The sequence below is a fragment of the Pseudomonas sp. LY-1 genome, from assembly GCF_053502595.1.
The window spans coordinates 5,666,959-5,688,543 of record NZ_CP094353.1 but is presented as its reverse complement, the minus strand read 5'-3'; the positions used below and the strand labels follow the sequence as shown (position 1 = coordinate 5,688,543).

Here is a 21,585-nt window from a genome sequence, read left to right as displayed (position 1 = left end):
GTCAACGCTCACGCGGGTTTCTGGATAAACGCGGCGTCCTCAGGTTTTTCGCGAGCAAGCTCGCTCCTACAGGAACCAGTGTCGGGCAGGGTATGTGGCATTTCAAATGCCGCCCCGAGCACCAGCCGCTGCCTTGCAGCGGCTTTTGTATTTTCTGAAATAACGAAGTGGAGAGCCGCATGGTTCCCGTAATCGCCCTGGTGGGCCGACCTAACGTCGGCAAGTCCACCTTGTTCAACCGCCTGACCAGGACTCGCGACGCCATTGTCGGCGACTTGTCCGGTTTGACCCGTGATCGCCAATACGGTGAGGCAAAGTGGCAAGGGCGCTCCTACATTATTGTCGACACCGGTGGTATCTCCGGTGATGAGCATGGCATGGACGAAAAGATGGCCGAGCAGTCGCTGCTGGCCATTGAAGAAGCCGATGTCGTGTTGTTCCTGGTGGACGCCCGCGCGGGCTACACCGCTGCCGACCAGATGATCGGCGAGCACCTGCGCAAGCGCAACAAGCGTTCCTATGTGGTGGCCAACAAGATCGACAACATCGATCCTGAAATGGCCCGTGCCGAATTCAGCCCGATGGGTCTGGGCGACGCGATCCCGATCGCCGGTGCCCACGGTCGTGGCATCACCCAGATGTTGGAGATCGCCCTGCGCGACTTCCCTAGGGATGACGCCGAAGAAGAAGAGGGCGAAGAAGAGGTCGTCGCCGAAGGTGAGGAAGCCAAGCGCATTCCTGGCCCGAGCGAAAAAGATGGTATCAAGATCGCCATCATCGGCCGCCCCAACGTCGGCAAGTCGACCCTGGTCAACCGCATGCTCGGTGAAGACCGTGTCATCGTGTACGACCAGCCCGGCACCACCCGCGACAGTATCTACATCCCGTTCGAGCGTAACGACGAAAAGTACACGCTGATCGACACTGCCGGTGTGCGCAAGCGCGGCAAGATCCACGAGGAAGTTGAAAAGTTCTCCGTGGTGAAAACCCTGCAGGCGATCAAAGACGCCAACGTGGTGATCTTCGTGATGGACGCCCGCGAAGGCGTGGTGGACCACGACCTCAACCTGCTGGGCTTCGCCCTGGAAGCCGGTCGGGCCCTGGTGATCGCGATCAACAAGTGGGACGGCATGACGCCGAGCGAGCGCGATTTCGTCAAGATCGAACTGCAGCGTCGCCTGTTCTTCGTCGAGTTTGCCGATATCCACTTTATCTCGGCACTGCACGGCACCGGCGTGGGCAACCTCTACGCGTCCGTACAGAACTCGTTCAAGTCCGCAGTGACCCGCTGGCCGACCAACCGTCTGACCCAGATCCTGGAAGACGCGGTAGGCGAACACGCCCCACCGATGGTCAACAACCGCCGGATCAAACTGCGTTACGCCCACTTGGGTGGTGCCAACCCGCCGATTATCGTGATCCACGGTAATCAGATCGAGAAGGTGCCCAAGTCCTACGTGCGTTACCTGGAAAACACCTACCGCCGTGTCTTGAAGCTGGTCGGTACGCCGATCCGTATCGAGTTCAAGGGTGGCGAGAACCCATACGAAGGCAACAAGAACACACTGACTGACCGTCAGGTGAACAAGAAGCGTCGTTTGATGACTCACCACAAGAAGGCCGACAAGAAGCGCCGCGACAAGCGCTGATTCCGACTTCGCAAAAAGGGCTCTTTACGAGCCCTTTTTTGTGCGCGGTGGTTTGCGCCTTGACCCGATGCAATTGGCAGCTTAAAACTTGGGGCTCACCTGCAGGGGCCTCCGATGATCAACAGCAAGCTGCCAAATGTCGGCACGACCATTTTCACCACCATGTCGCAACTCGCTGCCGAGACCGGCGCGCTTAACCTGTCCCAGGGTTTCCCCGATTTTAATGGCCCACAGGGTTTGCTCGATGCCGTGGGCAAGCATGTCGCCAGCGGCCATAACCAATACGCACCGATGACCGGCCTGCCAGCCCTGCGCCAGCAAGTGGCGGCCAAGATCGCTCGCAGCTATGGCGCCACGGTCAGCCCCGACAGCGAAGTGACCATCACCCCAGGCGCCACTGCGGCAATCTTCTGCGCGATTCAGGCGGTGATTCGCAGCGGCGACGAAGTCATCGTATTCGACCCGTGCTACGACAGCTATGAGCCCTCGGTCGAGTTGGCCGGCGGTCGTTGCGTGCATGTGCAACTGAACCTGAAAAACTTCACCCTCGACTTTGAAAAGATTCAGGCTGCGTTATCTGCGCGCACGCGCATGATCATCCTGAACACGCCGCATAACCCCACCGGCGCACTGATCAGCCGCGCCGAGCTGGACCTGTTGGCGGCCTTGATCCGCGATCGCGATATCTACCTGGTCAGCGACGAGGTCTACGAACACCTGGTGTTTGATGGTGTGCCTCACGTCAGCGTGCTGGCCCACGAAGAGCTGTATCAACGTGCGTTCGTGGTCAGCTCCTTCGGCAAGACCTACCACGTCACCGGCTGGAAAACCGGCTACGTGGTCGCGCCCCCGGCCCTGACCGCCGAATTGCGTAAGGTGCATCAATATGTCAACTTCTGCGGCGTGACCCCGTTGCAGTACGCGTTGGCCGATTTCATGGCTGAGCACCCGGAACACGTCGAAGAATTGCCGGCCTTTTACCAGGCCAAGCGCGACCTGTTCTGCGACCTGTTGACGCCGTCGCGTTTCAGCTTTAATCGGGTCACCGGTACTTACTTCCAACTGGTGGATTACTCAGCGATTCGCCCGGACCTGGATGACGTCGCCATGTCCTTGTGGATGACCCGCGAGCACGGGGTGGCAACAATCCCGGTTTCGGTGTTCTACCAGCACCCACCCCAAGGCCAGCGCTTGGTGCGCCTGTGCTTTGCCAAACGCGAGGAGACGCTGCAACAAGCAGCCGAAAAACTATGCGTGATCTGAATACACTGCCCGACCTGAACATCGCCCTGGTCCAGACCAGCCTGGCCTGGCACGACCGCCAGGCCAACCTCGATCACTTCGAATTGTTGCTGGAGCAGGCCCGGGGCGCTGATCTGATCATCCTGCCGGAGATGTTCACCACCGGTTTTTCCATGGACTCGGCCACCCTGGCCGAACCGGAAAATGGCCCAACCCATCGCTGGCTCCAGGCCCAGGCGGCGAAGTACAACGCGGTGATCACCGGCAGTGTGATTATCCAGGCCGCCGACGGTAGCCATCGCAACCGCCTGTTATGGGCGCGGCCGGATGGCGAGGTGCTGCATTACGACAAGCGCCATCTGTTCCGCATGGCCGGCGAGCACAATCACTACACGCCCGGCGAGCGCCAGGTGCAGTTCGAGATAAAGGGCTGGCGTATTCGCCCATTGATTTGCTACGACCTGCGCTTTCCGGTGTGGAGTCGTGATGCCCAGGACACCGATCTGCTGCTGTACACCGCCAGCTGGCCAGGGGCGCGACGCCAGCATTGGAACCGGTTGCTGCCGGCGCGTGCGATCGAGAACCTGTGTTATGTGGCGGCGGTGAATCGGGTGGGCACGGACGGCAAGGGCTTTGTCTATACCGGAGATAGCCAGGTGCTGGATTTCCAGGGTGAGAACCTGCTGAGTGCGGGGGAGGCGGATGGGGTGTTCCAGGTGTGCCTGGACGCGGCTGAACTGGCGGCGTATCGCAGCAAATTTCCGGCGAATCTGGATGCTGATAACTTTCAATTTGTCTGACAGACCGCTATCGCGGGCAAGCCCACTCCCACATTTTGACCGTGCTCCTACAGGAAGAACGCGGTCCAAATGTGGGAGTGGGCTTGCCCGCGATGAGGCCCCGACACACAACACACATCCAAAGCCCAACAAAAAGGCCCCTGGGTTCTCACCCAGGGGCCTTCAGCATTACAGCGAGGCTTACGCCGCTTTCGCTTCCACCTGGCTCAGCGAGCGGTTCAGGGCGCTGAACACCGCCTTGAAGCTGGCCGTGGTGATGTTTTCATCAATGCCCACGCCATGCACCGGACGCTCGCCGTTCACTCGTAGCTCGATGTAGGCCGCGGCCTTGGCGTTGGTGCCGGAACCGATCGCGTGTTCGTTGTAGTCCATGATCTCCACGCCAATCGGCAGGCCGGCGACCAGGGCTTCCAGCGCACCGTTGCCCTTGCCGTGCCAGCGCAGGTTGGTTTCGCCTTGGCCTTTGCCCGAGACTTCCACTTCCACCGTGCTGTTGCCGTTTTCTTCCTGCAGGCGATGGCTGACCAGCGCATACGGCGTGTTGGCTTGCAGGTATTCACGCTGCAACAGCGCGTGAATCTGCGAAGCGCTCATCTCCAGGCCCACACGGTCGGTTTCGGCCTGTACCACTTGGCTGAACTCGATCTGCATGCGACGCGGCAAGCTGATGCCGTATTCCTGCTCCAGCAGGTAGGCGATGCCGCCTTTGCCCGACTGGCTGTTCACCCGAATCACGGCCTCGTAGCTGCGGCCGATGTCGGCCGGGTCGATCGGCAAGTACGGCACTTCCCACAGGGCGTCGGTTTTTTGCTGGGCGAAGCCCTTGCGAATCGCGTCCTGGTGGGAGCCGGAGAATGCGGTGTGTACCAGATCGCCGACATACGGGTGGCGCGGATGCACCTGGATCTGGTTGCACTCCTCGACCACTTTACGCACGCCGTCGATGTCGGAGAAGTCCAGCTCAGGGTTCACGCCCTGGGTGTAGAGGTTCAACGCCACGGTGACCAGGTCGACGTTACCGGTACGCTCGCCGTTGCCGAACAGGCAGCCTTCGACACGGTCGGCGCCTGCCATCAGGCCCAGCTCGGTGGCGGCTACGCCGGTGCCACGGTCGTTGTGGGTGTGCAGGCTGATGATCACGCTGTCACGACGGTTGATATGACGACCGAACCACTCGATCTGGTCGGCATAGATGTTCGGCGTGGCGCATTCAACGGTGGCCGGCAGGTTGAGGATCATCTTGTGCTCGGGCGTCGGGTTCCACACCTCAATCACTGCGTCACACACTTCCTTGGCGAACTCCAACTCAGTGGCGCTGAAGGTCTCTGGGGAGTATTCGAACGTCCACTGGGTGTCCGGCTGCTGGGCGGCGTATTTGACGAACAGCTTGGCTGCGTTGACCGCGATGGCCTTGACCCCGTCCTTGTCCTGGTTGAACACGATGCGGCGGAAGGACGGCGAGGTGGCGTTGTACAGGTGGACGATGGCTTTTTTCGCGCCGCGCAGGGATTCGAAGGTGCGCTCGATCAAGTCTTCACGGCCCTGGGTCAGCACCTGGATGGTGGTGTCCTCGGGGATGTGGTTGCCTTCGATCAGGGTGCGCACGAAGTCGAAGTCGGTTTGCGAAGCGGCCGGGAACGAGGCTTCGATTTCCTTCACGCCGACGGCGACCAGGGTCTTCCAGAAGCGCAGCTTTTTGACTGCATCCATGGGTTCGATCAGCGACTGGTTGCCATCACGCAGGTCGGAGCTGCACCAGATCGGCGCGCTGGTGATGGTTTTCGACGGCCAGGTGCGGTCCGGGATATTGATGGTCGGAAACGCGCGGTACTTCGAAGACGGGTCTTTGAGCATGCTCATCGGGAAATCCTTTGTAGTAGGGGCCGAAAAAAGGCGGCCTGCCGTGGAACTGTTATTGGGGATAAAGCGGGAGACGAGGCAGATCGATTCAGCCTGGCAGTCGTGCGCTGACAAGGCACAGGCTGCGGTGCTGACGGAGCAGAATGAGGGTGTGAGAAGTTTTCATAAGCTCAACCCTAACCCCAGAGGTGAAAGATGGCAAGTAGTCCGTAAAAATTGAGAGAAGTTCTTCTATTGGCGTAGGAAACGAGATTTTATGGTTGGAGATTGAGCATGTGCTTGCTTTAATTGCGCAGCCTTTGTTGGCCGCGCAATCGGGCCATTCAAGGTTGGAACGCGCCGATAAAGATCGCCGGATCTACCCGTGCATCGTTCAGGCTGACATTCCAGTGCATATGCGGCCCGGTTGCGCGGCCCGTCGCGCCGACCTTGCCCACCACTGCGCCGCGTGCCAGTGGCTGGCCCACGCTGACATCGATCTTCGACATATGGCAGAACATGCTGATAAAGCCCTGGCCGTGGTCAACGAACACCGTGTTGCCGTTGAAGAAGTAGTTGCCGACCAGGATCACCTTGCCCGCCGCCGGGGTCTTGATCGGCGTGCCGGCGGGGACGGCGAAATCCAGGCCTGAATGCGGGTTGCGTTCTTCGCCGTTGAAAAAACGACGCACGCCGAACTTGCTCGACAGCGGGCCGTTGACCGGTTTGTCCAGCACCAGGTTGCTTGGCAGGTTAGGGCTGAAACTGCGGTAAGCCTTGATCTGCACCGCCAGCTCCGCCTCGATGCGTTTGAGCTGCGCCGGGGCGGGGTTGACCTGGCTTTTGTTTTTCAGGGTGATGCGCTGTTCCGGGTACTGCTTGTAACCGACGATAAACGGCAGGTTGCGCCCGCCGCTGCTGATGCGTTCATTGCCCGGTTTGACCGTCAGCGGAATGCCGACAATCGCCAGCCAGTTGGCCTGCTCCTTCACCACCAGAACCGGCTTGCCCTGGTAGGTGGCTTTTGGTGCGGCGGCCGAGGAGCCCAGGTCGACGACGGCAACACCGCCCGGCACCGGCTTGTTCAAGGTCCGGGAGATGTAGCTGTCGGCGTGGGCGTTGACGGTCAGGCACAGCAGCATCAACAGGCTAAAAAAACGTAGCATCGATCAATCCAATAACGAAAGGGTGACGGGTGTCAGGTGGTTGTCTTCCACCCGCACTTGCAATTGGCCTTCGCCGAGGCGCGCGGTCAGGCGCTGGCCGGTGTGGGTCTGCGCGGCATTGCGAATCGCCTGGCCGCGTTCGTCGAGCAGGATGCTGTAGCCACGGCCGAGGGTCGCCAGCGGGCTGACCACTTGCAGCGTCTGCACCTGGCTTTGCAGTAGCAGGCGGCGCGCCTTGAGGCCCTCGCGCATGGCGCGGGGTAGGCGCTCGGCGAGGCTGTCCAGGCGTTGGCGCAGCAGGGCCAGTTGGCGGCCGGGGTGTTGGCCGGCGAGTCGGGTTTCCAGGCGGATCAAGCGTTCGCGGCGGGTATTGAGGCTGCGTTCGAACGCGCGGCGCAGGCGCATGTCCAGGTCATCCAGGCGCTGGGCCTGCTGGCGCAGACGTTCGCCGGGATGACGCAGGCGGCGGGCCATGCCTTCGAGGCGCAGGCGGTCGTGGGTCAGCCGGTTGCGCATCAGCATCACCAGGCGGCGGTGCAGGCTGTCGACCTGGCGCACCAGGCTGCTGGCGTCCGGGGCCAGCAGTTCTGCAGCGGCAGACGGCGTAGGCGCGCGCACGTCGGCGACAAAGTCGCTGATCGACACATCGGTTTCATGGCCGACGGCGCTGACGATCGGCGTCACGCAAGCGTCCACCGCGCGGGCCACGGCTTCTTCGTTGAAGCACCAGAGGTCTTCCAGCGAGCCGCCGCCACGGGCCAGGATCAACGCGTCAAAGCCTCGCGCGTCGGCCAGCTTCAGCGCGCGCACAATCTGCGCCACCGCTTCGCGGCCTTGTACGGCCGTGGGGATCAGGGTGAGTTGCACCTGCGGCGCACGGCGACGGAACACGCTGATGATGTCGCGGATCACCGCGCCCGTCGGCGAGCTGATAATGCCGATGCGCTGCGGATGGGCCGGCAGTGCCACCTTGCGTTCGGCGCTGAACAGGCCTTCGGCGCTGAGCTTTTCCTTCAGCGCATCGAAGGCCAGGCGCAGCGCACCATCGCCGGCGGGCTCGACGGTATCGAGGATCAGTTGGTAGTCGCCACGGCCCTCGAACAGCGAGACCTTACCGCGCACCTTCACCGCCAGGCCATCTTTCAAGGCCTGGCGCACCCGTGCGGCGTTCTGCCGGAACAGCGCGCAACGCACTTGGGCGCCGCTGTCCTTGAGGGTGAAGTACACATGGCCGGAAGCCGGGCGGGCGAGGTTGGAGATCTCGCCTTCGACCCAGATATTGGTGAACACGTCTTCCAGCAACACCCGCGCACGGCCGTTGAGTTGGCTGACAGTCAGGACCTCGCGGTCCAGGCCCAGGCGGGCGAACGGGTCTTTAATCATGGAAAGAGATCTTTAGTCATGGGCGGCAGTTTATAGGCATTCGCGCAAGGTTTGACAGAATTGCTCCACCAACGCGCCCGGTGCGTGCGGGCAGGCCAGGGCCACGGTGCTCAGGCAGTCCGGGTCGGCCAGGGGTAAAAAATGCACGGCGGCCGGGGCGATGTCCTGCATCGATTTTGGTAACAAGGCAATACCGAAGCCGGCCTGGATCAACTGCAACTGCGTGGTCTTGCGCGACATGACCCGTGCAGCCTTGGGGAAAAATCCGGCACGCATGCACAACTCGGCCGACAGATAGCTCAGCCCGCCGCGTTGGGGATGGGGGACCGAGATAAACGCTTCGTCCCTGAGCTGCGCCCATTCGACCGGCGCCTGGCTGCGCGCTAACGGGTGGTTCGGCGGCACCGCCAGCAGTAACTGCTCACTGTATAAAGGCACTACACGCACGCCTTCGCGCTGGCGCAGTACCGGCAGGCGCAGCAGACCGACGTCCAGGCGACCGTCGGCGATTTCTTCCAGTTGGGCTTCGGAGGACAGCTTGGCGATATCCATCGACACGCCGGGGCAGCGCTCCAGCCAGGTGCTGATGCCGCGCAACAACGGGCCGCTCATCGGCACGGTGCTCGAATGGCTCAGGCGCAGGGTGCCGACTTGGCCGTTACCCACTTGTGTCGCCATCTCGCTGGCCTTGTGCAGTTCGCTGAGCAGGTTGCGCGCCCGCGGGTAGAAGGCTTCACCGGCGGCGGTCAGCCGAGGCTGGCGCGCGGTGCGTTCGAATAATGGCGTGTGCAGTTGGTTTTCCAGTTCTTTGATCTGCCGGCTCAGGGCCGATTGCGCGACAAACAGGCGCTCGGCGGCGGCGCTGAAGCTGCCGCTGTCGGCGATTTCGACGAAGTAGCGCAGTTGGCGGGTGGAAATCACGCGTCATGCCTTTTCGAGATGGGTAGAGGGCTTTGAAGATATTAGTCGCAACTCTCACCGATGGCTAAAGTGATGGACATCTCTTTCAAGGAATTACCCATGAGCCCGGTTGAGCTGATGAGTCAGTGGTCGTTTGGCGGTACAGATTGGCTGGTGATCGGCCTGGGCGTTGCCGTGGCCTATATCGTGTTTGGCATCGCCGGGTTCGGTACGGCGCTGGTGGCGGGGCCGATCCTGCTTATGTTCATGCCGCTGTCGAAGATCATCCCGCTGCTGGTGTTGCTGGATTTCATCGCGGCCTTCGGCAACCTGCTGCAATCGCGACGGGATGTGAACAAGCCGGAGCTGTTGCGACTGCTGCCGTGCATGGTGATCGGTTGCACCCTGGGCGTGGTGTTTTTGCTCAACCTGCATTCGGATCTGTTGCTGTTGTTGATGGGGCTGTTTATCAGCGCCTACGCGATTTACACCTTGGCGGTGAAGGCCCGGCCGGCGCAACTGGCGGCGGGCTGGGCGATTCCCATGGGCACCGTCGGCGGCTTGTTTGGTGCGTTGTTCGGCAGTGGTGGCTTTTTATATGCGATCTACCTGAGCAGTCGTTTGCCCAAGGACGCGGCGCGCGCCACGCAAAGTGCGTTGATCAGTTGCAGCACCGTGGTGCGCCTCAGCCTGTTCCTGATCGCCGGGGTGTATGCCGACATGCCGCTGTTGCTGCTGGCGGTTTGCCTGTTGCCGGCGATGGCCCTGGGGTTGTGGTGTGGGCGGCGGCTGACGTTGCGCATGTCCCGTGAGGCGTTTGTGCGATTGGTCACGTGGCTGGTGCTGGCCAGCGGCATTGCCTTGATTGGGCGGTACCTGAGTACTTGACCTGTGTCGGGCAGGGATTAAGCTGCCTGCCTTCAGGGCTTCTTCGCGAGCAAGCCCGCTCCCACAGTCGATCGCATTGCAAGGTGGGAGCCGGGCTTGCCCGCGACGGCGCCAGACGTCATACCGCAGGGCTCCCATGAATTCCCAAAGCATCCTTGTCCCGAAAATCTCCACCTTGCCCGTCCACGAACCCCGCGCCCGGGCGGTCGTGCGTTGGCTGGTGCGCAAGAACATCATCAAGGAAGAGCTGACCACGTGCGGGCGCACCGGCAACCGCATGGCCTACGCCCTGGCGGATGGCGCCCGCGCCGTGGTACTGCACCCGGATGCGCTGCCATTCAACGAACCGGTCAATGGTCTGGAAATCATCTACAAACGTTGCATCTATACGCCGGCCAAGGGCTTTCTCGAAGAAGCCGGCTGCCCGGAATGCCTCAAGGAAATCGGCGAGGCGCTGTTCGACAGCCTGGAAGACTGGATGCCCGGCCACACCGACAACTTCACCTGCCCGCTGTGTGGGCATGAGGATGACATCAACGGCTTTCTGTTCCTGCAGGAATGCGGGTTTTCCAACCTCGGATTCATCTTCAACAACTGGGCGGAGGCGGGTTTCAAGCAGAGCTTTATCGACGAATTTGCCGATTGGTTGGACCAGAAGATCAGTTGGGTCAAAGTCGAGTTGTAGGCTGCAAGCTCAACCCTCTGTAGGAGCGAGCTTGCTCGCGAAAATCGTCAACGATAATCCGGGTAGTCTGGTTAAACGCGGTGTCTTGGTGTTCTTCGCGAGCAAGCTCGCTCCTACAGAAAAGCAGCATCTTTTCTCCATCTATCAGTATTACCAAGTTTGTCAGAGTTTTACGTTGAGACCTGAGGGGTGTCTGAGTATAATGGCGCGCTTCCATTTTCCCGCTCGGGAGCCCCCGCGATGCTGCGTATCAGCCAAGAAGCTCTGACATTCGACGACATTCTCTTAGTGCCCGGTTATTCCGAGGTGCTTCCTAACGAAGTCAGTCTCAAGACCCGCCTAACCCGTGGCATCGAGCTGAATATTCCCCTGGTTTCCGCTGCCATGGATACCGTCACTGAAGCCCGTCTGGCCATCGCCATGGCTCAGGAAGGCGGCATTGGCATCATCCACAAGAACATGACCATCGAGCAGCAAGCTGCCGAAGTGCGCAAGGTCAAGCGTTACGAAGCCGGTGTGGTCAAGGACCCGATCACCATCGAAGCTGACGCCACCGTGCGTGAACTGTTCGAACTGACCCGCCTGCACAATATCTCCGGCGTTCCGGTGCTGCACAATGGCGACCTGGTCGGCATCGTCACCTCCCGTGACGTGCGTTTCGAGAACCGTCTTGAAGTCACCGTCCGCGAAGTGATGACGCCTAAAGAGCGTCTGGTCACGGTCAAGGAAGGCGCGGACAAGAACGACGTGCGCGAACTGTTGCACAAGCACCGCATCGAGCGCGTGCTGATCGTCGACGACAAATTTGCCCTCAAGGGCATGATGACCGTCAACGATATCGAAAAAGCCAAGGCTTACCCGCTGGCCAGCAAGGATGACCAAGGTCGTCTGCGCGTCGGCGCGGCAGTCGGTACCGGTAAAGACACCGGTGATCGCGTGGCGGCCCTGGTCGCTGCCGGCGTGGACGTGGTGGTGGTAGACACCGCTCACGGTCACTCCAAGGGCGTGATCGACCGCGTTCGTTGGGTCAAACAGAATTTCCCTGAAGTCCAGGTGATCGGCGGCAACATCGCTACCGGCGCTGCCGCCAAGGCCCTGGCCGACGCGGGCGCGGATGCGGTCAAGGTCGGTATCGGCCCTGGCTCGATCTGCACCACGCGTATCGTCGCGGGTGTGGGCGTGCCACAAATCAGCGCCATCGCCAACGTCGCCGAGGCCCTCGAAGGCACGGGCGTTCCGTTGATTGCCGACGGCGGTATCCGTTTCTCCGGTGACCTGTCCAAAGCCATCGTCGCCGGTGCTTCCTGCGTGATGATGGGCTCGATGTTCGCCGGTACTGAAGAAGCCCCGGGCGAGATCGAACTGTTTCAGGGCCGTTCGTACAAAGCTTACCGCGGCATGGGTTCGCTGGGCGCCATGTCCCAGGCGCAAGGCTCTTCCGACCGTTACTTCCAGGACTCCTCGGCAGGCGCCGAGAAACTCGTTCCGGAAGGTATCGAAGGCCGTGTGCCGTACAAAGGCACCCTGAGCGCGATCATCCATCAACTGATGGGCGGCCTGCGTTCCTCGATGGGCTACACCGGTAGCGCCGACATCGAAGAAATGCGCACCAAGCCAGAGTTCGTGCGGATCACCGGCGCCGGTATGGCCGAATCCCACGTCCATGACGTGCAGATCACCAAGGAAGCGCCGAACTACCGCGTAGGTTGAGGCTTCCAGCATAAAGTTAAGTAACCGGGGCTGTCTTATTCAGCCCCGAGTTGTTTCTGATTCATTAGACGAGACTGATCTCATGGCCCTCGACATTCACGCCCACCGTATCCTGATCCTCGATTTCGGTTCCCAGTACACCCAACTGATCGCCCGTCGCGTGCGTGAAATCGGCGTGTACTGCGAACTGCATCCGTTCGACATGGACGACGCAGCGATCCGCGAATTCGCACCGAAAGGCGTCATCCTTGCCGGCGGCCCCGAGTCTGTACACGAAGCCAACAGCCCGCGCTGCCCGCAAGCCGTATTCGACCTGGGCGTGCCCGTGTTCGGTATCTGCTATGGCATGCAGACCATGGCCGAGCAGTTGGGCGGCAAGGTTGAAGGTTCCGAGCTGCGTGAATTCGGTTATGCGCGTGTCGACGTGGTCGGCAAGAGCCGCCTGTTGGACGGCATCGAAGACCACATCGACGCCGACGGCCTGTTCGGCCTCGATGTGTGGATGAGCCACGGTGACAAGGTCACCAAGATGCCGGAAGACTTCCACATCCTGGCCAGCACCCCGAGCTGCCCGATCGCCGGTATGTTCAACGACGAGCGTGGTTACTACGGCGTGCAGTTCCACCCGGAAGTGACTCACACCAAGCAAGGCGGGCGCATCCTGTCGCGCTTCATCCTCGATATCTGCGAGTGTGAAGCCCTGTGGACCCCGTCGAAAATCGCTGAAGACGCCATCGCCAACGTGCGTGCCCAGGTTGGCACCGACAACGTCCTGCTCGGCCTGTCCGGCGGCGTTGATTCCTCCGTGGTTGCCGCGCTGCTGCACAAGGCGATCGGTGATCAGCTGACCTGCGTATTCGTCGACAACGGCTTGCTGCGCCTGCACGAAGGCGAGCAAGTGATGGCCATGTTCGCCGAGAACATGGGCGTCAAGGTGATCCGCGCCAACGCCGAGGAGCAGTTCCTCAACAATCTGGCCGGCGAGTCCGACCCGGAGAAGAAGCGCAAGATCATCGGCCGCACTTTCATCGACGTATTCGATGCCCAGTCCAACAAGCTGGACAACATCAAGTACCTCGCCCAGGGCACCATCTACCCCGACGTGATCGAGTCGGCCGGCGCCAAGAGCGGCAAGGCTCACGTGATCAAGTCCCACCACAACGTAGGTGGCCTGCCCGAGGAAATGAACCTCAAGCTGGTCGAACCACTGCGCGAACTGTTCAAGGACGAAGTCCGCCGTCTGGGCCTGGAACTGGGCCTGCCCTACGACATGGTCTACCGTCACCCATTCCCAGGCCCGGGCCTGGGCGTGCGGATCCTCGGTGAAGTGAAGAAGGAATACGCCGACCTGCTGCGTCGCGCCGACCACATCTTCATCGAAGAACTGCGCAAGGCCGACTGGTATCACAAAGTCAGCCAGGCGTTCGTGGTGTTCCAGCCGGTGAAATCGGTAGGCGTGGTCGGCGACGGTCGTCGTTACGCGTGGGTCGTGGCCCTGCGTGCGGTGGAAACCATCGACTTCATGACCGCCCGTTGGGCACACCTGCCCTACGAACTGCTGGAAACTGTCAGCGGCCGTATCATCAATGAAATCGAAGGTATTTCGCGCGTGACGTATGACGTGTCGAGCAAGCCGCCGGCGACGATTGAGTGGGAATGATCCCGCGTCCGGCATTGCCGGGCACGATCTAGCAAAAAATGCCCTGGAGCCCGCTTAATTGCGGGCTTTTGGCTTTTTGGGTGTGGCAAATTCTGGCAGCTTTGTGCATCCCGCTAGCAAGCGGAACCGGTGGTTTTCAGAGTGTGTTCCTATTGGATTGGCTGTTGTAAGCCGAAACTCAATGTCAGGCGCTCGATATAGTCCCCCAGGGTCCCTTTCAATCCGATGGCCTTGAGATCGATCTTTTCCAATGCCAGGAGCGCCAGAAACGCTCTCATGTCGGTCTGAATGCTTTCTGGTAGCGCGATGGGGTCATCGGTCAATTGGCCGCTCAGATTCAGAACGTCATTTCGATGTTTCTTGATGTTCTTGCTGTCGACCTGCTCGCCTGCCTCCTTTCGCGCTGACAAATCGAGCCATGCATGCGCCTTGAGTGGGATCAGCCGGTCGGCGCCGATGAAGGTCAGTACCTCATTGCTCTGCCGACCCTCAAGGAGGAAGTGGTAGTAGGGGGCATCGAGCAAGATTGCGGACAGGCTTGATACCGATTCGTCTGTGGGAATAGGGGTCAGCGTCGCGTCCGCCGGGAGCTCGATACCCTCGGGTGCGCGCGAGAACAATTCGATCTGGACGGGGAAGGCCTCATCCTCAGGGTTCTGGAACCGGTAGAAAACAGGCCGCTGACCGTCAATCCCACCAACCTGCCGGATGGCGTAACGTCCGGCACGTATAAAGGCCCAGAACGCCCCAGCAAAATCGGCGTTGAGCGCTTCAATAACCAGCACGATGTCAAGATCTTTGGTTGCGCGGAACGATTGGCCTGCTTCATCCATCGTGAGCCAGGAGGCAACACCGCCAATCAGCACATACTGATCACGAAAATCGCTGAAGTGTTGCCCGAATACGTCTAGTCCTCTGATTTTAGCCAAGCCACTGCCTCCTTAAGTTCGTCTAAAGCCAGCTGGACACGTTCGTCCGGGATGTTTTCCAAGCTCAGAAGCAATGACGCTTCGTCGGCGATGTTTTTTCCTTCCTTTAGGCTTCGATAAGCCCATATTTCCACCCATGCCCGAATCTCATCAACCGAGTCGGTGACCTTGAATGCCTGCTCCTCGACCAGGGTGTCGAACTGCTTTTTGGTCATGCCAAAAATCGGTTGGACGGGGCCAGCCAGCATCGTGCATTTGGCCAGAGCGGTCTCGCCGGCAAGAAATACGCCGTTGCCTGTATGAAGCACTCGGTCGATCGCAACCTTCCGTTTAACGGGAGAGCGCATAAAACGACGAACATTTTTGAAGACCTCGGCCGGAGGTGCCCCGAACGAATAGCAATTTTTGAATCCCTGACTTTGTGCAGGATGGACGATGCCAAGTTTCAGCATCTGATCGATCACTTTGGCAAGTGTGACGCGGCTGTATTTGAAACCGTTCATGATGCCGTTGGAGTTGAAGATCGTGTCGCTGTCCCATCCCTCATACAGGCGAGCCAAGACCATCGCTTGTGCTGCGGGAAGAAGGGTGGACACGTCTTCCTCGTTTCGGCGTGTCCGAACGCTCTCGCGCAGGTCCATCGCCAACTCTGGGATGAACATCTGATAGCCGGGCTGGATGAAGTTGATGTTGTTGGCGATCAGGCTACGCCGCTCCGGTACCGACAGTGACTGGCATACGTACACAACCACCTTGTCCGTGGCTTTTTGTACCTGGGCGATGTGCTTCCCTAGCGTTACGGCGCCCGGGTACTTATTTTCCACTGGAAGCAGTAGGAGCATCGCTAGTTTCTGTTTCGCCTTCGGCCCTACCATAAGGGCCAGATAGACGAGCTTGTAGGCATCCTTGATGTGAAAGGGAACTTTCAGGCCTGAGGCTGCTTGAAGGTGCGCCTCCAAGCCGACTGTGGATTCGAGATAATCTTTAATGTCATCCAGCAAAACCGGCATTTCGCGGCGCCTTGTTAATCACTTTTTTTCACTGTAAACCACGGAGGTTAACAAGTCAAAAAAGTGGTTAACGTTGTGGGCGAGTTACCGGCCCAGACCCACACCTGCCGGTTTTTTCGTTCTGGACCCGCGTCTGATAGAGGGTTTGCGTTACCGCCATGGAGCGTTTTTCACCGGCCGTCAGGCGCAAGTGTCAAGCGGTCGATCGTTCAGCTCATGTACTAACTGAACCACCGCCATCGCAAGTTCAAGCCCGCTGCCACATTTGATCTTCGCTCGGCCTCACCGCCGCGCGATATCCGAAAAGTAAAACTTATCCAACGTATGCCGCGACTCGGTGTACTCGAACTGCCGCCCGTCCTGCAAAAACGTCTGGTTGCTCACCACGATCACATGGCTTTGACCCTCGAGGTCGAGGTGCGTCTGGTCGTCTTTGCCGCGGGGCAGGGCTTCGATGGTGCGTTGGGCGTAGCTGATGTGCAGCTGCAACGTCTGCTCGATGAAGGCGTAGATCGATTGCTCGGCGATGTCGCGGTCCAGGCCGGGGATCAGGTCGGCGACGAAGTGGTTGATGTCGAGGATCACCCGTTTGCCGCCGATGCGCCGCACCCGTTTGATGCGGGTGATCAGGCTGCCGGGTTCGGCCTCGATGTGCAGCAGCAGCGAACCTTCCAGCGGGAACTGGGTGAATTCGACGACGTCGGTGCGTACGTCATCGCCCAGGTCGGCGTGGGTTTCGTGGAAGCTGACGATGCCGCCCAGTTGGAACTCGATGGGGTTGGGCGACAACACAAACGTGCCCTTGCCGTGGATTTTTTGCGCAAATCCACGTTCCTGCAACTGCTCGATGGCCCGTCGCACGGTGCCACGACTGGCCTGGTAGGCATCCATCAGTTCGGTTTCAGAGGGAAGACGGGTGCCACGTTGCAGGCGTTCAGTGGTGATGTTGGCAAGCAGATCGGTATAGATCTGGTTGTATTTGCTCATGGGGATGGCTCTGTGCCGCGTTTGCGTTCAAGGCAGGAACCTTAGTGGCACGGCTGGGGTTTGTCCATTGGGCCCGTGGATATCTGTGGCTTGCGGGGCGGCCAGGCCTACAAAAAATAAACAACATGTAACTCGTACAGACGAGTTGTTGCTTTAACTCGTCTGTACGAGTACTTTTGCCTTCGGCGTGCTGCCAATGACTGCCCCCCAAATAAAAAAATCAAAGTGGAAACCAAGCATGAGCCACGACTATTCGAACATCGCCCGCGAGATTCTCGAGAACCTCGGGGGCCGCGACAACCTTGAGCAAGCTGCCCATTGCGTGACCCGCCTACGCCTGGCGCTCAAGGACCCGAGCCTGGTCAACGGCAGCGCGTTGAACCAGGTCGACCTGGTCAAGGGTTCGTTCTTTACCGGCGGTCTGTTCCAGGTGGTGATCGGCCCCGGCGAAGTGGAAAAGGTCTACGCCGCCCTGCGCGAGCAAACCGGCCTCGCCGCCGCCACCATCGCCGACGTCAAGAAGAAGGGCGCCGACAAGACCAACGCCATGCAGCGCCTGGTGCGGGTGTTCTCCGATGTGTTCATGCCGATCCTGCCCGCGCTGATCATCGCTGGCCTGTTGATGGGCGTGAACAACCTGATGGGCGCCAAGGGCATGTTCATCGAAGGCAAGACGCTGCTGGAGGCCTACCCGAACCTGGATGGCCTGTGGAGCCTGATCAACCTGATGGCGAACACCTCGTTCGTGTTCCTGCCAGCGCTGGTGGGCTGGTCGGCAGCCAAGCGTTTTGGCGGCAGTGAAATCCTCGGCATCGTGCTCGGCCTGATGCTGGTCCATCCAGACCTGCTCAACGCCTGGAACTATGGCAAGGCGGTGGCCGGTCTCGATGGCCAGAGCCTGCCGTACTTCGACATTTTCGGCTGGTTCAAGATCGAGAAAGTCGGCTACCAGGGGCAGATCCTGCCGATCCTGATGGCGGCCTATGTGATGAGCGTCATCGAGAAATGGCTGCGTGCGCGGGTGCCGAATGCCATTCAACTGCTGGTCGTGCCGATCACCACCATCGTCGTCACCGGCGTGCTCGCGCTGGCGATCATCGGCCCGGTGACCCGTCACCTCGGCATCCTGATCACCGAAGGCGTGGTCACCCTGTTTGACCTGGCGCCGATGCTCGGTGGGGCGATTTTCGGCCTGCTGTATGCACCGCTGGTGATCACCGGCATGCACCACATGTTCCTGGCGGTGGACCTGCAACTGATCTCCACCCAGGGCGGCACGTTTATCTGGCCGATGATCGTCATGTCCAACCTGGCCCAGGGCAGCGCCGCGCTGGCGGTGTTCTACATGGCCCGCAATGCGCGGGACAAAAGCATGGCCTCGACTTCCGCCGTCTCCGCGTATTTCGGCATCACTGAACCGGCGATGTTCGGCGTGAACCTGCGCTTCAAGTTTCCGTTTTATGCCGCGTTGCTGGGCTCGGCACTGGGCAGCATTTTCCTCTCGCTGAACAAGGTGCAGGCCTCGGCCATCGGGGTCGGTGGCTTGCCTGGGTTTATCTCGATCGTGCCGCATGCGATCCCGATGTTTGTGATCGGGATGGTCATCGCGATGGTCGTGCCGTTTGTTTTGACCTGTGCGTTGAGCATGAAGATCGTCCGGCCTGGGTATCGCGTTGCCTGAATTACCGCCTTCGCGAGCAAGCCCGCTCCCGATGAGGCCCGAGCGGCGGGTACAAAATTTTACTGAAGGGACCCCCATGCAAAATTGGCAACACTCGGTGATCTACCAGATCTACCCCAAAAGCTTTTACAGCCACGCGGGTAACGCCACCGGTGACCTGCTGGGTATCGTGGACAAACTCGACTACCTGCAATGGCTGGGCGTCGACTGCCTATGGATCACCCCGTTCCTGCGCTCGCCGCAGCGCGACAACGGCTACGACATCAGCGACTACTACGCCATCGACCCGAGCTACGGGACCATGGCCGATTGCGACCTGCTGATCAGCGAAGCGGCCAAGCGTGGCATCAAGCTGATGCTCGACATCGTAGTCAACCACACCTCCATCGAGCACGAGTGGTTCCAGCAGGCGCGCAGCAGCCTCGACAACCCGTACCGCGACTTCTATATCTGGCGCGACCAGCCGAACAACTGGGAGTCCAAGTTCGGCGGCTCGGCCTGGGAATACGAAGCGCAAACCGGGCAGTACTTCCTGCACCTGTTCGACCACACCCAGGCCGACCTGAATTGGGACAACCCCAAGGTGCGCGCCGAGGTGTTCAAGCTGATGCGCTTCTGGCGTGACAAAGGCGTGGGCGGTTTCCGCCTGGACGTGATCAACCTGATCTCCAAGCCCGCCGACTTCCCCGAAGACGCCAGCGACGGCCGCCGTTTCTACACCGACGGTCCGAACGTGCACGAATACCTGCAGGAAATGCACCGCGAAGTCTTCGCAGGCCATGCCCTGATCAACGTCGGCGAGATGTCGTCCACCAGCCTGGAACACTGCATCCGCTACTCGCGGCCGGAGTCGAAAGAGCTGTCGATGACCTTCAACTTCCACCACCTGAAAGTCGACTACCCGAACCTGCAGAAGTGGGTGAAGGCCGACTTCGATTTCCTGCAGCTCAAGCAGATCTTTTCCGACTGGCAACTGGGCATGCAGGCCGGCGGCGGTTGGAACGCGCTGTTCTGGTGTAACCACGACCAGCCACGGGTGGTCTCGCGCTTTGGGGATGACGGTGAGCATCGTGTGGTCTCGGCCAAGATGCTCGCCACGGCGCTGCACTTCCTGCAGGGCACGCCGTATGTGTATCAGGGCGAAGAGTTGGGTATGACCAATCCGGGCTTCGACAAGATCGAACAGTACCGCGATGTCGAAACCCTCAACATTTACCGCCTCAAGCGCGATGCCGGTGAGTCCGAGGCGTCGAGCATGGCGGCGATCATGCAGAAGTCGCGGGACAACGGGCGCACGCCAATGCAGTGGAATGCCTGCAAGCATGCCGGTTTCAGTAGCGCTGAACCGTGGATTGGGATCCCGGCCAATGCGGCGCAGATCAACGTCGACAGCCAACGGGATGACCCGGATTCGGTGCTGCATCACTACCGCAGCCTGATCGCCTTGCGTCGCCAGGAGCCGCTGATTCAAGACGGCGTTTATCGCGAATTGTTGCAGGACCATCTCCAGGTCTGGGCCTACCTGCGCGAAGGCCATGGCGAGCGCCTGCTGGTGCTGAACAACTTCTACGGCAACCCCTGCGAAATCCAGCTGCCCGACAACGTCCTCAACGCAACGACGCGGCAGCGCCTGCTGATCAGCAACTACCCCGATTGCCAGGCAAGCGCGGGCACGCTGGCGTTACGGCCTTACGAATCCTTTGTGCTGCATCTCAAGGACTGACGCCTGGAGCGTTGTAGCAACGGCCGAGCGCGACGCGAAGCAGGAGATTAATTCCCCGTGTGGGAGCACTGGGCGCTTCAAAAAACATAATAAAAATATCGGAGTACTGCATGAAAAAAACAATAAAGCTGGGCCTCGTGGCGTCGTGTCTGAGCTTGCCGTTCGGCGCTCAGGCCCTGGAGTTTTCCGGTTACTTGCGCAGCGGCGCGGGGACTTCAACCGGCAGTGGCAAGCAGCAGTGTTTCCAACTGCCGGGCGCGCAAACCAAATACCGTTTGGGCAACGAATGTGAACAATATGGCGAACTGGAGCTGCGCCAGGACCTGCTGACCCTCGACGACGGCTCCGTGCTCAGCGTCGACGCCATGGCTTCCCTCTACAACAAATACGACCGCGCCCTTAAATTCCAGGGCGAAGACAACGGCTCGGCGCGCATGCCGCAGATGTATGCACAGTGGTCCAACCTGCCCAGCCTCAACGGCGGCTCGCTGTGGGCGGGGCGGCGTTACTACAAGCGTAACGACATCCATATCTCCGACTTCTACTACTGGAACCAGAGCGCCACCGGCGGTGGCATCGAGGACGTGCTGATTGGCGACTTGAAATACAGCTACGCGCTTTCGCGCAAGGACAACCTGTACCAGAAGGAATACGCGACCCGTCACGACTTCAACGTGGCCGGCTTCAAGACCAACCCCGGCGGCGAGCTGGAACTGGGCTTGAGCTACATCGAAAAAGCCGGAGGGCGTGACGCCAACAGCGGTTGGGCGCTGACCGCGCAACATGTGCAAACACCGTTCCTCGGCGGCAAGAACAAGTTCGCTCTGCAGTACGGTGAAGGTCCCGGCACCGGCCTCGGCTACACCGGCAATACCGCCCTGGATAGCAGCAGCAAAAGCTACCGCGCCGTGGAGTTCTTCGACTGGCAGCTCACCCCGCGTTTCGGTGGGCAGATCGAGGCGGTGTACCAGAAGGATATTCGCCCCGGCCGCCAGGACCAGACCTGGATGTCCATCGGTGTGCGCCCGGCATATGCGATCAGTGAACAGTTCAAATTGGTCACCGAGCTTGGCCATGATCAGGTCGATGCTACCGGCGGTACACGCAAACTGAGCAAATTCACCTTCGCCCCGACCTGGTCGCCCAAGGGCCCGGAGTTCTGGGCGCGCCCGGAAGTGCGTCTGTACTACACCTATGCGACCTGGAACGAAGCGGCCAAGCGCGCGGCGAATGAGCTGGCGGCGGGATCGGCGTTGTCCGACACCGGCGCCTACGGCACTGCGCGGCATGGCTCGAACGTCGGCGTGCAAGTCGAGTACTGGTGGAAGTGAAT

The 21,585-nt window shown here is 60.2% G+C and carries 17 protein-coding genes; 10 read left to right on the top strand and 7 right to left on the bottom strand.

Features of this window, described 5'->3' with window-relative positions; genetic code table 11:
• The first annotated feature begins 179 nt into the window (after positions 1 to 179).
• The 3 genes from der to MOQ67_RS26015 all read left to right on the top strand — a co-directional run bounded on the left by der (position 180) and on the right by MOQ67_RS26015 (position 3,691).
• The gene (gene der / locus MOQ67_RS26025) at positions 180 to 1,649 is read left to right on the top strand and encodes a ribosome biogenesis GTPase Der (protein WP_321848917.1); all 1,470 of its coding nucleotides are present in this window, start codon (positions 180 to 182) and stop codon (positions 1,647 to 1,649) included.
• Between the two features lie 114 nt (positions 1,650 to 1,763).
• Positions 1,764 to 2,912, top strand: a complete 1,149-nt coding sequence (locus tag MOQ67_RS26020) for a pyridoxal phosphate-dependent aminotransferase (RefSeq protein ID WP_253398716.1) — start codon at positions 1,764 to 1,766, stop codon at positions 2,910 to 2,912.
• Positions 2,900 to 3,691: an amidohydrolase gene (locus tag MOQ67_RS26015; RefSeq protein WP_448675710.1), complete on the top strand. Its 792-nt coding sequence runs from the start codon at positions 2,900 to 2,902 to the stop codon at positions 3,689 to 3,691. The genes MOQ67_RS26020 and MOQ67_RS26015 overlap by 13 nt, the downstream gene beginning before the upstream one ends.
• Before the next feature lie 180 nt (positions 3,692 to 3,871).
• Here the strand turns inward: MOQ67_RS26015 and leuA are convergent, their stop codons facing one another.
• The 4 genes from leuA to MOQ67_RS25995 form a co-directional block, all read right to left on the bottom strand.
• Positions 3,872 to 5,551, bottom strand: a complete 1,680-nt coding sequence (leuA, locus tag MOQ67_RS26010; protein WP_253398707.1) for a 2-isopropylmalate synthase — start codon at positions 5,549 to 5,551, stop codon at positions 3,872 to 3,874.
• A 323-nt stretch (positions 5,552 to 5,874) separates the two neighbouring features.
• The gene (locus tag MOQ67_RS26005; RefSeq protein ID WP_321848915.1) at positions 5,875 to 6,696 is read right to left on the bottom strand and encodes a peptidoglycan DD-metalloendopeptidase family protein; all 822 of its coding nucleotides are present in this window, start codon (positions 6,694 to 6,696) and stop codon (positions 5,875 to 5,877) included.
• 3 nt (positions 6,697 to 6,699) lie between these two features.
• Positions 6,700 to 8,079: an exodeoxyribonuclease VII large subunit gene (gene xseA / locus MOQ67_RS26000; RefSeq protein ID WP_448675709.1), complete on the bottom strand. Its 1,380-nt coding sequence runs from the start codon at positions 8,077 to 8,079 to the stop codon at positions 6,700 to 6,702.
• A 30-nt stretch (positions 8,080 to 8,109) separates the two neighbouring features.
• A complete protein-coding gene (locus MOQ67_RS25995) occupies positions 8,110 to 9,000 on the bottom strand; it encodes a LysR family transcriptional regulator (protein ID WP_448675708.1) in 891 nt (296 codons plus the stop codon).
• Positions 9,001 to 9,099: 99 nt separating this feature from the next.
• Between MOQ67_RS25995 and MOQ67_RS25990 the strand changes: the two genes are divergently transcribed.
• From MOQ67_RS25990 to guaA, 4 genes are all read left to right on the top strand, one after another.
• A complete protein-coding gene (locus tag MOQ67_RS25990; protein WP_448675707.1) occupies positions 9,100 to 9,867 on the top strand; it encodes a sulfite exporter TauE/SafE family protein in 768 nt (255 codons plus the stop codon).
• Positions 9,868 to 10,003: 136 nt separating this feature from the next.
• A complete protein-coding gene (locus tag MOQ67_RS25985) occupies positions 10,004 to 10,552 on the top strand; it encodes a sugar ABC transporter ATPase (protein ID WP_448675706.1) in 549 nt (182 codons plus the stop codon).
• A 240-nt stretch (positions 10,553 to 10,792) separates the two neighbouring features.
• On the top strand, positions 10,793 to 12,262 hold the full coding sequence (gene guaB / locus MOQ67_RS25980; RefSeq protein WP_247402674.1) for an IMP dehydrogenase: 1,470 nt from the start codon (positions 10,793 to 10,795) through the stop codon (positions 12,260 to 12,262).
• A gap of 82 nt (positions 12,263 to 12,344) precedes the next feature.
• Entirely contained in the window at positions 12,345 to 13,922 is a 1,578-nt protein-coding gene (gene guaA, locus MOQ67_RS25975) for a glutamine-hydrolyzing GMP synthase (RefSeq protein WP_321848913.1), read from the top strand.
• A gap of 149 nt (positions 13,923 to 14,071) precedes the next feature.
• Here guaA and MOQ67_RS25970 read toward each other — a convergent pair whose 3' ends face one another.
• From MOQ67_RS25970 to treR, 3 genes are all read right to left on the bottom strand, one after another.
• Positions 14,072 to 14,851: a hypothetical protein gene (locus MOQ67_RS25970; RefSeq protein ID WP_448675705.1), complete on the bottom strand. Its 780-nt coding sequence runs from the start codon at positions 14,849 to 14,851 to the stop codon at positions 14,072 to 14,074.
• Complete coding sequence (locus tag MOQ67_RS25965; RefSeq protein WP_253398691.1) at positions 14,830 to 15,861, bottom strand: hypothetical protein; 1,032 nt, start codon at positions 15,859 to 15,861, stop codon at positions 14,830 to 14,832. Before MOQ67_RS25965 ends, MOQ67_RS25970 begins: the two co-directional genes overlap by 22 nt.
• A 282-nt stretch (positions 15,862 to 16,143) precedes the next feature.
• A complete protein-coding gene (gene treR, locus MOQ67_RS25960) occupies positions 16,144 to 16,848 on the bottom strand; it encodes a trehalose operon repressor (protein ID WP_253398689.1) in 705 nt (234 codons plus the stop codon).
• Between the two features lie 238 nt (positions 16,849 to 17,086).
• Here treR and treP point away from each other — a divergent pair, with 238 nt between their 5' ends.
• From treP to MOQ67_RS25945, 3 genes are all read left to right on the top strand, one after another.
• Entirely contained in the window at positions 17,087 to 18,529 is a 1,443-nt protein-coding gene (treP, locus tag MOQ67_RS25955) for a PTS system trehalose-specific EIIBC component (protein ID WP_253398687.1), read from the top strand.
• 76 nt (positions 18,530 to 18,605) lie between these two features.
• Complete coding sequence (treC, locus tag MOQ67_RS25950) at positions 18,606 to 20,252, top strand: alpha,alpha-phosphotrehalase (protein WP_448675704.1); 1,647 nt, start codon at positions 18,606 to 18,608, stop codon at positions 20,250 to 20,252.
• Between the two features lie 110 nt (positions 20,253 to 20,362).
• A complete protein-coding gene (locus MOQ67_RS25945) occupies positions 20,363 to 21,583 on the top strand; it encodes a maltoporin (protein WP_253398677.1) in 1,221 nt (406 codons plus the stop codon).
• Positions 21,584 to 21,585: the final 2 nt, after the last annotated feature.

Coding starts and splice junctions, on each gene's coding strand:
- MOQ67_RS25990 (WP_448675707.1), top strand. CDS start 9,100: ATGAGCCCGGTTGAGCTGATGAGTCAGTGGTCGTTTGGCGGTACAGAT.
- MOQ67_RS26020 (WP_253398716.1), top strand. CDS start 1,764: ATGATCAACAGCAAGCTGCCAAATGTCGGCACGACCATTTTCACCACC.
- MOQ67_RS25945 (WP_253398677.1), top strand. CDS start 20,363: ATGAAAAAAACAATAAAGCTGGGCCTCGTGGCGTCGTGTCTGAGCTTG.
- MOQ67_RS25985 (WP_448675706.1), top strand. CDS start 10,004: ATGAATTCCCAAAGCATCCTTGTCCCGAAAATCTCCACCTTGCCCGTC.
- treR (WP_253398689.1), bottom strand. CDS start 16,848: ATGAGCAAATACAACCAGATCTATACCGATCTGCTTGCCAACATCACC.
- MOQ67_RS25965 (WP_253398691.1), bottom strand. CDS start 15,861: ATGCCGGTTTTGCTGGATGACATTAAAGATTATCTCGAATCCACAGTC.
- guaA (WP_321848913.1), top strand. CDS start 12,345: ATGGCCCTCGACATTCACGCCCACCGTATCCTGATCCTCGATTTCGGT.
- treP (WP_253398687.1), top strand. CDS start 17,087: ATGAGCCACGACTATTCGAACATCGCCCGCGAGATTCTCGAGAACCTC.
- guaB (WP_247402674.1), top strand. CDS start 10,793: ATGCTGCGTATCAGCCAAGAAGCTCTGACATTCGACGACATTCTCTTA.
- der (WP_321848917.1), top strand. CDS start 180: ATGGTTCCCGTAATCGCCCTGGTGGGCCGACCTAACGTCGGCAAGTCC.
- leuA (WP_253398707.1), bottom strand. CDS start 5,551: ATGAGCATGCTCAAAGACCCGTCTTCGAAGTACCGCGCGTTTCCGACC.
- MOQ67_RS26005 (WP_321848915.1), bottom strand. CDS start 6,696: ATGCTACGTTTTTTTAGCCTGTTGATGCTGCTGTGCCTGACCGTCAAC.
- MOQ67_RS26015 (WP_448675710.1), top strand. CDS start 2,900: ATGCGTGATCTGAATACACTGCCCGACCTGAACATCGCCCTGGTCCAG.
- treC (WP_448675704.1), top strand. CDS start 18,606: ATGCAAAATTGGCAACACTCGGTGATCTACCAGATCTACCCCAAAAGC.
- xseA (WP_448675709.1), bottom strand. CDS start 8,079: ATGATTAAAGACCCGTTCGCCCGCCTGGGCCTGGACCGCGAGGTCCTG.